General features: G+C 36.5%; 15 protein-coding genes and 1 riboswitch. Of the genes, 8 read left to right on the top strand and 7 right to left on the bottom strand.

The window, feature by feature from the left end; translation table 11 throughout:
* Nucleotides 1–60: 60 nt before the first annotated feature.
* From MKX39_RS15075 to MKX39_RS15055, 5 genes are all read left to right on the top strand, one after another.
* Nucleotides 61–1044 (top strand): ornithine cyclodeaminase family protein, encoded by a 984-nt coding sequence (locus MKX39_RS15075; protein ID WP_340770151.1) that lies wholly within the window; start codon nt 61–63, stop codon nt 1042–1044.
* Between the two features lie 185 nt (nt 1045–1229).
* On the top strand, nt 1230–2207 hold the full coding sequence (locus MKX39_RS15070; protein WP_340770149.1) for a ring-cleaving dioxygenase: 978 nt from the start codon (nt 1230–1232) through the stop codon (nt 2205–2207).
* A gap of 304 nt (nt 2208–2511) precedes the next feature.
* Nucleotides 2512–3474 (top strand): ABC transporter ATP-binding protein, encoded by a 963-nt coding sequence (locus MKX39_RS15065; RefSeq protein WP_093538108.1) that lies wholly within the window; start codon nt 2512–2514, stop codon nt 3472–3474.
* Between the two features lie 57 nt (nt 3475–3531).
* Nucleotides 3532–4119, top strand: a complete 588-nt coding sequence (locus MKX39_RS15060; RefSeq protein WP_411747102.1) for an ABC transporter permease — start codon at nt 3532–3534, stop codon at nt 4117–4119.
* A gap of 4 nt (nt 4120–4123) precedes the next feature.
* A complete protein-coding gene (locus MKX39_RS15055) occupies nt 4124–5017 on the top strand; it encodes a glycine betaine ABC transporter substrate-binding protein (protein WP_340763420.1) in 894 nt (297 codons plus the stop codon).
* A 41-nt stretch (nt 5018–5058) separates the two neighbouring features.
* Here the strand turns inward: MKX39_RS15055 and MKX39_RS15050 are convergent, their stop codons facing one another.
* On the bottom strand, nt 5059–5541 hold the full coding sequence (locus MKX39_RS15050; protein ID WP_090568286.1) for a QueT transporter family protein: 483 nt from the start codon (nt 5539–5541) through the stop codon (nt 5059–5061).
* 7 nt (nt 5542–5548) lie between these two features.
* Nucleotides 5549–5593, bottom strand: a riboswitch (PreQ1 riboswitch).
* Nucleotides 5594–5707: 114 nt separating this feature from the next.
* On the opposite strand from MKX39_RS15050, the gene MKX39_RS15045 reads away from it, so the two are divergent.
* A complete protein-coding gene (locus tag MKX39_RS15045; RefSeq protein ID WP_340770142.1) occupies nt 5708–6910 on the top strand; it encodes an MBL fold metallo-hydrolase in 1203 nt (400 codons plus the stop codon).
* Nucleotides 6897–7142, top strand: coding sequence for a DUF3006 domain-containing protein (locus MKX39_RS15040; RefSeq protein WP_093538112.1), 246 nt, complete (start codon nt 6897–6899; stop codon nt 7140–7142). Before MKX39_RS15045 ends, MKX39_RS15040 begins: the two co-directional genes overlap by 14 nt.
* Before the next feature lie 227 nt (nt 7143–7369).
* Here MKX39_RS15040 and MKX39_RS15035 read toward each other — a convergent pair whose 3' ends face one another.
* The 6 genes from MKX39_RS15035 to MKX39_RS15010 form a co-directional block, all read right to left on the bottom strand.
* On the bottom strand, nt 7370–7579 hold the full coding sequence (locus tag MKX39_RS15035; RefSeq protein WP_340770140.1) for a hypothetical protein: 210 nt from the start codon (nt 7577–7579) through the stop codon (nt 7370–7372).
* A gap of 76 nt (nt 7580–7655) precedes the next feature.
* Entirely contained in the window at nt 7656–7835 is a 180-nt protein-coding gene (locus MKX39_RS15030; protein WP_340763414.1) for a hypothetical protein, read from the bottom strand.
* 137 nt (nt 7836–7972) lie between these two features.
* Nucleotides 7973–8320 (bottom strand): hypothetical protein, encoded by a 348-nt coding sequence (locus MKX39_RS15025; protein WP_340770137.1) that lies wholly within the window; start codon nt 8318–8320, stop codon nt 7973–7975.
* Nucleotides 8321–8796: 476 nt separating this feature from the next.
* On the bottom strand, nt 8797–9057 hold the full coding sequence (locus MKX39_RS15020; protein WP_340770134.1) for a hypothetical protein: 261 nt from the start codon (nt 9055–9057) through the stop codon (nt 8797–8799).
* 102 nt (nt 9058–9159) lie between these two features.
* Complete coding sequence (locus MKX39_RS15015; RefSeq protein WP_340770133.1) at nt 9160–9384, bottom strand: hypothetical protein; 225 nt, start codon at nt 9382–9384, stop codon at nt 9160–9162.
* A gap of 781 nt (nt 9385–10165) precedes the next feature.
* On the bottom strand, nt 10166–10357 hold the full coding sequence (locus MKX39_RS15010) for a hypothetical protein (RefSeq protein ID WP_340770131.1): 192 nt from the start codon (nt 10355–10357) through the stop codon (nt 10166–10168).
* Nucleotides 10358–10830: 473 nt separating this feature from the next.
* Between MKX39_RS15010 and MKX39_RS15005 the strand changes: the two genes are divergently transcribed.
* Nucleotides 10831–12054, top strand: coding sequence for an IS110 family transposase (locus tag MKX39_RS15005; protein WP_340769332.1), 1224 nt, complete (start codon nt 10831–10833; stop codon nt 12052–12054).
* The last annotated feature ends 95 nt before the right edge of the window (nt 12055–12149 follow it).

The raw sequence follows: 12149 nt of genomic DNA, 5'->3' as shown, positions 1-12149 counted from the left end.
CAAAACTCGTCTTTGCACGTGAGTGAAAAGACGAGTTTTTCATCATTGGAGGGTCACATAATGTTAATAGTGAATGAACAACAAATTATGCGTACATATAATATGAATGAAGCAATAAAAGATGTAGAAGAAGTGTTGAAGGCGAAAGTAGCTGAGAAAATTTCAAACCCGCATCGGACTGTAATCGAATTTCCACAACATGAGGCATCAGCCCTTTACATGCCGAGTGCGGATTTAGTAGAGGAAGTAACTGCTGTTAAAGTAGTAACTATCTATCCAAACAATCCAACTAATGGAAAACCAACGACACAAGGAGTTGTTCTATTATCGGACGCCAAAAATGGGGAGCATGTGGCAATGTTGAACGCTTCTTACTTAACTCGATTACGAACGGGAGCCCTAAGTGCTATTGCTACCAATTATTTAGCTAGAAAAAATGCAAAGGTATTGACGGTTATTGGTACTGGGGCCATGGCTTTTGAACAAACTTTAGGCGTACTTGCAGTTCGAGATATCGATCGAATTATATTATTTAATCGTACTGCAAAAAAAGCACAGCAATTTGGAGAGCAGTTAAAAGATTTTGGTATAGAAGTTCCTTATGAAATAGCAGAAGACGTATCTGTAGCAGTTCGTCAGGCGCATATCATTTGCTGTGCAACTCGTTCAGTCGAACCTGTATTTAATGGGAATGACTTACAACCAGGCACACATATTAATGGTGTAGGTTCTTATTTACCACATATGTTGGAGCTAGATGTAACAACTATAAAACGTGCTTCTAAAGTAGTTGTGGATGATTTAGCAGGAGTGAAGGATGAAGCTGGTGAACTGATACATGCTGAGAGTATTGGGGAGTGGTCATTTAATGATGTTCACGGAGAAATAGGGCAGCTTGTTGCACGACAAGTAAATGGTCGAGAAGAGGATGATGAAATTACTATATTCAAATCTGTAGGAGCGGCCTATTTTGATTTGGCTGTAGCTAAGGGCGCCTATATAAAAGCCAAAGAAAAAAGCATTGGAACACATATAGAAGTTTGATGAACAAGCTAAAACTGTCTCCACTATGGGACAGTTTTTTTATTGGAAGAAAAATTAACTCTATGAGAGGTTTTATTTTATAAATCTGTGGAAGGATAGCATTATTGACAGGTTTTAATATCCATGATAAAATTACTTTGAATTAGAGATACTTAAATTAAAGATAAATTATTGGAGGAATATAGATGAATCACTTAAAAGGAATACACCATGTTACTGCTATTACAAGTAGTGCAGAAGAAAACTATAGATTTTTCACTTATGTATTAGGCATGAGACTCGTTAAGAAAACAGTCAACCAAGATGATATTCAAACATATCATTTGTTTTTTGCTGACGATGTTGGTGGGGCAGGAACGGATATGACGTTCTTCGATTTTCCAAACATACCAAAAGGGACACACGGTACGAACGAAATATATCGTACTGGCTTCCGCGTGCCTACTGATGCTGCGTTAGATTACTGGGTAAAACGTTTTGACCGCCTAAATGTAAAACATACTGGCATACAAGAGCAATTCGGAACTCAGGTGTTATCATTTGTAGATTTTGACGACCAACAATATCAACTAGTATCAGATGAAAACAATAATGGTGTAGCAGCAGGCACACCATGGCAAAAAGGTCCCATCCCACTAGAATTTGCTATAACTGGTCTAGGACCGATTACTATACGCATTGCTGAATTTGACTACATGAAAGAAGTACTTGAAAAGGTATTATTATTTAAAGAGATTGGACAAAACGGGTCATTCCACTTATTTGAAGTAGGTGAGGGTGGTAATGGTGCACAGGTTATAGTAGAAAAAAATGTCATACTTCCTCCAGGCCGTCAAGGTTTCGGAACTGTTCATCATGCAGCCTTCCGAGTGGAAGATCGAGCAGTATTAGATGAATGGACACAACGGATGGAAAGCTTTGGCTTCAAAACATCTGGATTTGTTGATCGATTCTTTTTCCAATCCTTGTATTCAAGAGTTGCAAACGGCATTCTGTTTGAATTTGCCACAGATGGTCCAGGATTTATGGGGGACGAATCATATGAAACACTTGGGGAAAAATTGTCATTACCTCCATTCCTAGAACCACAGCGCGAACAAATTGAAGGACTAGTTCGTCCAATCGATACAGTTCGAAGCACAATCGAATTTGTAAAAGAATAAAAATAGGAGTAAACCGTTTCCTAAAAGGGAGGCGGTTTTTTTATATGGCTGCATTAATAGTTGAGAGTAAAAAAATGCTTCTAGGAATAGTATCCGCTTAGTTAGTAAACGAGCGATGAGCCAAGTAAATTCAGTTTAACAGTGAGTAAAAACTTTCTTATAAAGCTATCTGAACTATGTAGTAGATTCATTAAAACAGATTTCAAATAAAAGTCATAAATAGAGCAATCGAATGCTTTATCTTAAACTTTTCAGGGTATACATAGAGGTTAGTAAATATAGTATAGGTAAGGGGGCATACAATTTGATTCGTTTCGAGAATATTACGAAGGTGTTTCCAGACGGAACGAAAGCTTTGCAAGGGGTCTCTTTAACAATTCCAAAGGAGCAATTAGTGGTCATCATAGGACCGAGTGGTTGTGGTAAAACAACCCTTCTAAAACTTATTAATCGTTTAGAAACTCCTACGACTGGAGAAATTTACGTAGGCGACAAGGCAATTTCTGCTATCGATCCTGTTGAACTAAGGAAAACAATTGGATATGTAATTCAGCGCATTGGCTTATTTCCTCATATGACTATTGAAAAAAATGCTGCACTAGTCCCAAACTTGAAGGGCTGGCCAAAGGAAAAAACGGCAACCCGTATTTACGAATTAATGAATATGGTAGGACTTAAACCCGAACAGTTTTTACGAAAATACCCACTTGAGTTAAGTGGTGGTCAGCAACAACGAATTGGTGTTGTGCGTGCACTAGCTGCGAATCCAGATATTATATTAATGGATGAACCATTTAGTGCGCTGGATCCGATTAGCCGGGAACAATTGCAAAATGAGATAAAGTATTTACAAGAAAAGATAAAGAAAACAATTGTCTTTGTTACACATGATATTGATGAAGCACTGAAAATTGCAGATATGGTTATAGTCATGAAAGATGGCATGATTGAGCAGATTGGGACACCTACAGAGTTAATAGAAAACCCTATCAATGATTTTGTGAAAAACTATATCGGAATCGAAAGAATTAATCGGAAAAAATCTGTTGGAAAAAGGGAACTAAAGGACTTTTCCTCCTTTTTTGACGGCGAATGGGAAGCTCCGTATATAGAAGTCGATGCAGCTATGTTAATAGAAGAGGCTATTGCTTTACTAGAAAACGGAACTACACATGGCCTTCTAGTGAAGGGTAACAACAAGGTGCTGGGCTTTGTAAATCAATCTATCCTACTTCGTGCAATATTAGCGAAGGAAGAGGTGGTATAAGTGAGTACCTTTATAGAGACGGTTCAAAGTCGTTCAGATTTAATACAAGAGGCGTTTATGCAGCATATTTACTTATCATTTGTAGCTTTAGCCGTTGGTATTGCCATTGCCTTACCTTTAGGTATATTAGTTGCAAGGTATCGTAGAATAGCAGAGCCAGTTATAGGAATCACCGCGATCTTTCAGACAATACCTAGCTTAGCGCTTTTTGGCTTCCTCGTTCCATTAATAGGAATTGGTGCTAAAACAGCTTTAATAGCCTTAATAATTTATGCACTTTTACCTATTTTACGTAATACATATACCGGGATTTCAAATATCGACGAATCTATGATTGAAGCTGGAAGAGGAATGGGTATGACGAAAGGTCAGTTGCTCTGGCAAATTGAATTTCCGCTTGCTTTGCCATTTATAATGGCGGGTATTCGAACGGCTACAGTTCTAACTGTAGGTATTGCTACCTTGGCAACATTTGTTGGAGCAGGTGGGTTGGGAGACGTAATTTACCGTGGATTGCAATCATACAATAATTCGCTCGTATTAGCAGGGGCATTACCAGTTGCATTACTAGCAATTCTGTTTGATCTGCTATTGAAATGGATTGAGAAAAAAGCTACACCAAAAGGAATGAAAACTGGAGGATGAAGAGATGAAAAAGATAATAGGATTAGTAGGAATTGCAGGAGTGATGCTTTTAAGTGCTTGTTCGAATTCAGATGAAGCATTAGTAATTAGTGGGAAGCCGTGGACGGAACAATTTATACTCCCACAAATTTTAGGCCAATATATTGAGGAAAAAACAGATATTGATGTGGAATATAAGGAAGGTCTAGGAGAAGTGGCAATTATGACTCCCGCTTTGGAAAAAGGTGATATTGATCTTTATGTTGAGTACACTGGCACAGGTTTAAAGGATGTTTTAAAAGAAGAATCTGAAGTAGGAGAAAGCTCAGATAGTGTATTAGAAAAAGTAAGGAAAGGCTATGAGGAAAAGTTTGAGGCTACTTGGTTAAGTCCACTTGGATTTGAAAATACGTATACACTAGCTTATACAAAAGATAATGAGTACAATGCAGAAACTTACTCTGAATTGGTAGAAGCTTCTAAAACTGGTGGTATGGTATTTGGGGCCCCTCATGCATTTTATGAAAGAAAAGGAGACGGCTTTGATGATTTAATAAATACATATCCATTTGTATTTTCTGAAACGCAAAGTCTAGATCCTAATGTTATGTATGAAGCATTGAAAAACGGAGACGTCGATGTTATACCTGCCTTTACGACTGATGGACGTATCGAACGATTTGACTTGCAAACGACAACGGATGATTTAGGATTTTTCCCTAAATATGATGCAGCTCCTGTCGTACGTATGGATGCTTTAGAAAAGTTTCCAGAGCTTGAGGACGTGCTAAACGAGTTAGCGGGTAAAATATCCGAAGAGGATATGTTGAAGATGAATGCGAGAGTTGACATTGATGGAGATAAACCCGAAGATGTAGCACACGACTTTTTAGTGGAAAAAGGATTAATAGAAAAATAAAAAACACCCGGTTCTAGTTTTCTAGAATCGGGTGAAGTTATTTAGATTAGCGTCTTAAAATTCAATCGTTTATCTAAAGCGATAATAATCGGAATACCGACAGCTAATACGGTGAACTCACCAGCTGCAACGGTTAACCATGTATAGAAGAATGGGAAATCTAGCGCAAGCATTAGTTCAAATGCGATAATACACATGGTAAATGTAAAGAGCACTGTATTAATAACCATGCGTGCTATGTTTCCTTTTACATATTTAGTCGCCAAAATCGTTAGCGATAACGTAATGATGGAATGTGCTACTCCAAATGTTAGGTCATAAGCGGCCATTGGAGAGAACATATTTGTTATAAATACTCCTAATACAATACCAAAAAAGTATTTTTTATTAAATACGATTAAGTGATTGAACATCTCCGCAATACGAAACTGTACTGCACCAAATGCAAAAGGAGCCACTAGTAGAGATACCGCGACATAAAGAGCGGCAATAACACCAGTTACTGCTATAGTCTTTGTTTTCATTATTCATTTCTCCTTAGTTTTTTTCCGTGGGAGGTTCTCGAACCACGTTAGTTTTCACAAACAGTTATTCTATGCGAATAGCTATCAACTGTCAAGGAAATCTTTAATATATGAATCTTAGTGTCCTATGGTAGAATCATGCAAAGTACGAAAAGGAAGGTTTTATATGAGAAAGATCACATTTTTAGTAAGTCTATGTATAGCCATTTTGCTTAGTGGCTGTACATTAAATCAGCAACCAGATAAAACAATACAAGCATCACAAGTGCCAGTGGAACCTGGAGACAAAATGAAGGTTCATTTTATAAATGTAGGGCAAGGGGATTCAATATTAGTACAATCGCCAAACGGAAAAAATTTGTTAGTAGATGGGGGGACAAAAGATGCTGGAAAAGATGTAGTAAATTATCTACGAAAACACGGGGTTGAGAAGCTCGATTATGTTGTGGCAACCCATCCAGATGCCGATCATATCGGAGGCCTACATTCCGTGTTGAATTCTATATCTATAAAAAATTTCGTGGACTCTGGAAAAACACATACATCTCAAACGTATGAGGAAATGTTACAGCTTATATTAGACAAAAATATACCATTCATCGTGCCAAAAACTGGCGATACAATTCCTCTAGATGAGGAGTTAGATATCTCTGTCATACATATGGGAGACGAATCAGCTGATAATAATGAAGCATCTATAGTATTAAAATTATCTTACGGAGAAACTTCCTTTTTATTGATGGGAGATGCAGATATCAGGGTAGAGAAAGACATACTAGAAGAGACGAATGTTAAAGCAACCGTTTTGAAAGCAGGACATCATGGTTCGGACACTAGTAGCTCGCAAGATTTTATAGAAGCAGTAAATCCAGAGGTTACCATTTTAAGTTATGGAAAAGATAATTCCTATGGTCATCCAAATGCAGAGGTGAAGTCAAGACTGGAGCGGATAAGTTCACAATTATATGCCACAGCAATAGTTGGTAATATAGTAGTGGAAACAGATGGAGTAGATTATAACGTAATAACAAATGGTAATGTTGGGCCAACTGAAATTGCTAATACGGAAGCCATAGGTATTAATATTTCTAGTAAAGACCTTAGAGGCGAAATAGTAGGAATTACCAACTCCGGTGAGTCAGCTGTTAATTTAGAAGAATGGCATTTAGTTTCCGTAGCTGGTAATCAAACATTTAATTTTCCGAACATTAGCTTGCAAGCAGGGAAAACAATATACGTCACAAGTGGACCCAAAGCAAAAGAGGGCGCTGGCTATTTGAAATGGACTACTACGCAAATGTGGAGAAATGATGGGGATGCAGCTATATTATTAAATAACAAAGGAGAGATTGTGAGTGAATTCGAATAAATATACGCTCGATCGTTTTGAAGGAGATTATGCAGTTTTTTTAAAAACTCCAAATGAAACAGAAATCCTTCAAATTCTCTGTTCTGATATAAAAGTTAAACTAAAACAAGGGGACATAGTGAACATTTCATCAATAGAAGATAAGTATGAAATCGAACCTCTTGTGGAAGAAACAACTAATCAGAAGGAAAAGGTTCGTCGATTACTGGAACAGCTAAAAGAAAGAAGCTGACTGGAGTTTGACAATATTATAATTGACTTGCTGTAGTTTAAGATCAAAGAGTTGCTTCGGCAACTCTTTTTTTGCAGGTTATGTTAAAAGATAAAGGGTGATTTAAAATGTACTCAAAAATGAGTTGGGATATGTTTCTCAAGCACATTTTATATTGCTGTCCTTTTTTACTAAAGCACCTGTTAGTTGTATAACACTTACGACTAGCTCCTAATATTTCTGTTCTGCTAAAGTCCCTGTTTTTCCAATAACTTCTTAAAAATCTTTATTATTAATATCCCAGCTATCCCTATTATTCCTCCTATAAGACCAGCTATAATTACAGTAACAATTTCGCCCCAATAAACCTCTTCGTTCTTCCATAAACTTTTTGCAATTAGCACGATTATTATTACAAACATAAATGAGAACCACGATTTAAATTGCCTTTTAGTCACTATTTCCCCCCTTAAGATGGCCTTGTTTAACTAAAGTTAAGGTACATTACTTCACAAACACGGTAAATTTTGCGAGTTATTCTCCACTTTTATGTCTATTATCTCCCATCAAATAGATGTTGGAACTTTCTCCTGGTTTTGCATTTGAATTAATCGGATTCTGATTATTGTTACTAATTTTATTATTTCTTCTGTCAACTAATAAAGCAAAGGTGATAATAACAAAAAGAATAATAAGAACTATTAACCAAATCATATTTATCTCTCCTTTATTTACAGTATATTCGAACTCTTGAAACCTACAATCTTTTTAAAGGATTTTCTTCTTCAACTAACCCGCTTCGTTAATTCAATAAGAAAAAAGCTTTACTCCTTCTTGAAGTAAAGCACCCGTTAGTACAGTTTCTTATTTTCATGTCTTTTTGCGAATGTAGAAGGCTTAAAAGAAACTTTATATTTTCCTTCAAGTTCCTTCTTTACTTTTTCTGTTAGCTTTAATCCTTGTTTATTATGTACCTCTTCAAGTTCAATACCATTAGGAACTATTCCATCATTAGCCCAATCAATCCACTCACCATATTTCGATATCCATTCTGCTAATTCTGACCTTAATTTATTTGAAATCGGAACATATGTAATTTCAAAGTTACATAGACATTTATTGCACCATATAGCATCAGCACCGATGTCTGCTTCTACCCTTAAATCATATGTTACATCACATGTACATAACTCTATCATATTATTTTTCGTCTCCCCGCCCTTTTAGTTCAATAAGTACCACAAAGGAAAAGCTATTAAAACCAATATAATCACACTTTTGATTTTATCCTTATTCCACAGCTTTATTGCTGATAAGAATCCTCCGAAAGCAAATAAAACAATTCCAATTTACTCCATTATCCTAATGGCGAATAAAGACCCTAAATGTGCAAAGAAAGTACCCATTACAATAAACCCAATTGTTAAAATAGAACGGCATGACCTAAAACCATTGATTGCTGATTTTTTATCATCAGTATTCATTTTAAAATAACTTCTAACAACCATAAAAGCAGGTAATCCCCAAATAATTATAAACGGAATAAGAGAATCAGTATCCATATTAAATATCCATTACTCCTTTCCACAGTTAGGTAAATTACTCTTCAACGAAACTGCGGCGTTAAGTTCAATAAGGAAAAAAGGCTTTACTCCTTCTTGAAGTAAAGCACCCGTTAGTTGAATAAGAAGATGTAAATTATAAACAGTAAGGAAATCGCTATGATAGATTTAATCCATAATACTTTTTTACTTATACCAGCTTTCCCTTCAAGATAATTTAAGTAAATCATTGTTAAAGGAAAACCTAACAATGCATATGAAGAATCCCCACCGACGGTTTCAACATATTTATATAATCCTACTACAATAATGAGAAGTCCTAGAGTACCAATGGACATATTAAAATATAAAGTGCCTCTATCGTTTTCTTCCAATTTTTCTCCCCCCAGTTTTCTATCTCTATTTCTCCTTCTTGAAGTAAAGCACCCGTTAGTTGAATAAAGACAAGACTATGTTCTCTGTTGAGAAACCGCCTTCTAATTTTGTGTAAGTATTAAAATAATAAAAACTAACGTCATTCCTATAACGCTGATTAAGGATGCAAATTTTATATAACGAATTGCACCATCCGATATTTCGGGTTCTTCTTTGTACATCCACCGTTTTCCCCATAATAAACTTTCTTTTGGGTAGAAATAACTCCAAATTAATACCCCATACAATGGAATAATTAAAATAAATCCTAAAATTATATCCCCCATCTCCACATCTCCCTCAAAATATCAAAATTTAATATAATATACGATTGAATTTTCTATTGGTTTCAAACTACAGCTACTCCTACAAAGAGCCTGCCATATATACTTTCTTATTAAACTAAACTGCGTACTTTAGTTCAATAAGAAAAAAAGGCTTTACTCCTTCTTGAAGTAAAGCACCTGTTAGTTGAACAAGATAATACAACTCCCCTAAATTCTCATATCACCAATCTTTTCACACAGAGCTTTAGCTCTTTTAGACCTAAGAAACTCATCAAAACAGTAGAACAGAAATGAAGAAAGAAGAGAGGTAATAAAATAAAAGTTATAAAATAAACTACTGATGTCAGAAAGTAACAATTCCCTTTCCCATTCTGAAAATAAGATTGGAATCATAATAAACAAAGCGGCTAGGAATAAGTGCATTAATAACGCAAAACTTCTTCTAAGAAATCCTCTTAGTTTTTTTGTAACGAAATCAGAGAGAATAGATGCTGGTACCCCATAAATCAAAAGAATCGGAAATAGATACATACCTATTATGATTACAAAACCAGTTTGTTCTACGAGGAAATAGATGAACATAACCAACAAACAAGCCATTACCGCAGAAACAATCTTTCTAATAATTATATAACTCACCCCAATCAAAATACTCTTCTCCTGAATATACTCATTGGTTATTTCACCAGTCGTCTTCAGAACTCCTTCTTCAACTTAGCTACCCATTTAGTTCAATAAGAAAAAAGGCTTTACTCCTTCTTGAAGTAAAGCACCCGTTAGCTTAATAAGTGCCTGCTACTAGCCATGCGATGCTCCACATAATAAGCGTAAATGATATTGTAAGCCAAACAGTATGAACCGTAGTTTTTTCTTCGTGTTTTACCTTTTTCAATATAGAAACCAAATTCAAACAAAATATAATGCAAAGGATAGGCATTAAAAACAATCCTATGTATGCAGATGCATAAGTCATATTCTCACTCCTTTGTAGTTGTTTATCATTGTTCAACTAAACTGCAACTTTACTTTAATACGTTCGAAACAAATAGATGTTCCAATTTTATATAAATTTCCCATTAAACATTTATAATAAGTAAGAGTCCATTTGGCTTATTCAACTAAATGCTGCTTTAGTTCAATAAGAAAAAGCCACCTCTAAAGGCAGCCTCTTGTTCTGCTAAAGCACCCGTTAGCCATCCATGTAGCGCAAAATCAGCGCTACACCACAGAGAATGAAAATGTGAAAACCTGGGTATAGGATACTACGGCTGGGAGAGGAAGGTCGATGAACTATGGTGCCATAGAGCCCATCCGTTAGTCTGACTCCAACGACCACGGTGCATCACAGACTGTCGCTCCCTTACGGGAAGCACTCATGGGAGATTAATCCTACTCTGGTTATTGCACCAGCCTCCAATACTATTTGCCGTAGAAAGGATGATTACAATGGAAGTAATCATTGAACGTGCTTGTGGGATGGATGTCCATAAGGATTCCATTACTGCTTGTATTATTACGCCAAAAGGAAAGGAGATTCAAACGTTTTCCACTAAAACTGTATTTCTATTACAGTTAATTGACTGGATTAAGGAGCATGGTTGTACTCACGTAGCAATGGAAAGTACAGGTGTATTTTGGAAGCCTATTGTTAACTTGCTAGAAGCCGAGAGCATTGAGTTTTTAGTAGTGAACGCTCAACATATGAAAGCAGTACCAGGTCGTAAGACCGATGTAAAGGATGCCGAATGGATTGCCAAACTTCTTCGTCATGGTCTACTTAAAGCAAGTTTTATTCCAGACCGAAATCAGCGGGAATTGCGAGAGTTAGTTCGATACCGTCGAAGTATTATTGAAGAGCGTGCGAGACAACATAATCGGATTCAAAAGGTTTTAGAAGGAGCGAATATCAAACTCGGTTCCGTTGTCTCCGACATCATGGGTGTTTCATCGCTTGATATGCTTCGTGCTATCGCCGATGGCGAAAATGATCCTGAGAAATTAGCTAGCTTTGCCCGCCGATCAATGAAGAAGAAAAAGAGTGAACTAGAACTAGCTCTTCGAGGGTATATCAATCCACATCAACGTCTCATGTTAAAAACCATTCTGGTCCATATAGAATTTCTAACTGAGCGGATTGAGCTATTAAACGAAGAGGTGGCTACTAGGTTATCCTCCCATCAAAAAGATATAGAACGATTGGATTCCATTCCTGGCATCGCCACTCGAATGGCTGAACAAATCTTAGCCGAAGTCGGTACAGATGTGGAGAAGCAATTTCCCAGTTCAGCGCACTTATGTTCCTGGGCAGGATTAGTACCTGGACATAATGAAAGTGCGGGCAAGAGGAAATCAACCAACATGAAAAAAGGAAACAAGTACTTGAAATCGGCGTTAATTGAAGCAGCTCATTCTGTTAGAGGATCCAAGACCTACTTGGGAGCCTTGTATAGGCGTACTGCATCAAGAAAGGGTAAAAAGCGTGCAGGGATATCAGTGGCTCATGCCATTTTAAGAATCAGCTATTATCTCCTAACTCGCAAAGAAATGTACGTAGACTTAGGGGAAGATTACTTTGACAAACAAAAAGAACAATCGATTGTACGATATTCTGTTCGAAGACTTGAAAACTTAGGTTACAACGTGACAATCACTGAACCAAATGCCTCCTAGTCCGACCCACAATTTAATTCACATTTAGGCGCCGCACTTTTTTAAAAAATTATTGAGCTGCGTCAGATTTCGTATTGCCTTTTTCTCTAAATCGA

The sequence above is a fragment of the Psychrobacillus sp. FSL K6-1464 genome (assembly GCF_038003145.1).
In the GTDB taxonomy this organism is placed as follows: Bacteria; Bacillota; Bacilli; order Bacillales_A; family Planococcaceae; genus Psychrobacillus; species Psychrobacillus psychrotolerans.
This window is presented reverse-complemented; position numbering and strand designations above follow the sequence as displayed.

What these genes read in the sequence shown, in the direction of transcription:
- MKX39_RS15030 (WP_340763414.1), bottom strand. Translation starts at nt 7,835, where the DNA reads ATGATTTGGTTAATAGTTCTTATTATTCTTTTTGTTATTATCACCTTT.
- MKX39_RS15010 (WP_340770131.1), bottom strand. Translation starts at nt 10,357, where the DNA reads ATGACTTATGCATCTGCATACATAGGATTGTTTTTAATGCCTATCCTT.
- MKX39_RS15045 (WP_340770142.1), top strand. Translation starts at nt 5,708, where the DNA reads ATGAGAAAGATCACATTTTTAGTAAGTCTATGTATAGCCATTTTGCTT.
- MKX39_RS15070 (WP_340770149.1), top strand. Translation starts at nt 1,230, where the DNA reads ATGAATCACTTAAAAGGAATACACCATGTTACTGCTATTACAAGTAGT.
- MKX39_RS15060 (WP_411747102.1), top strand. Translation starts at nt 3,532, where the DNA reads ATGCAGCATATTTACTTATCATTTGTAGCTTTAGCCGTTGGTATTGCC.
- MKX39_RS15015 (WP_340770133.1), bottom strand. Translation starts at nt 9,384, where the DNA reads ATGGGGGATATAATTTTAGGATTTATTTTAATTATTCCATTGTATGGG.
- MKX39_RS15050 (WP_090568286.1), bottom strand. Translation starts at nt 5,541, where the DNA reads ATGAAAACAAAGACTATAGCAGTAACTGGTGTTATTGCCGCTCTTTAT.
- MKX39_RS15005 (WP_340769332.1), top strand. Translation starts at nt 10,831, where the DNA reads ATGGAAGTAATCATTGAACGTGCTTGTGGGATGGATGTCCATAAGGAT.
- MKX39_RS15075 (WP_340770151.1), top strand. Translation starts at nt 61, where the DNA reads ATGTTAATAGTGAATGAACAACAAATTATGCGTACATATAATATGAAT.
- MKX39_RS15025 (WP_340770137.1), bottom strand. Translation starts at nt 8,320, where the DNA reads ATGATAGAGTTATGTACATGTGATGTAACATATGATTTAAGGGTAGAA.
- MKX39_RS15055 (WP_340763420.1), top strand. Translation starts at nt 4,124, where the DNA reads ATGAAAAAGATAATAGGATTAGTAGGAATTGCAGGAGTGATGCTTTTA.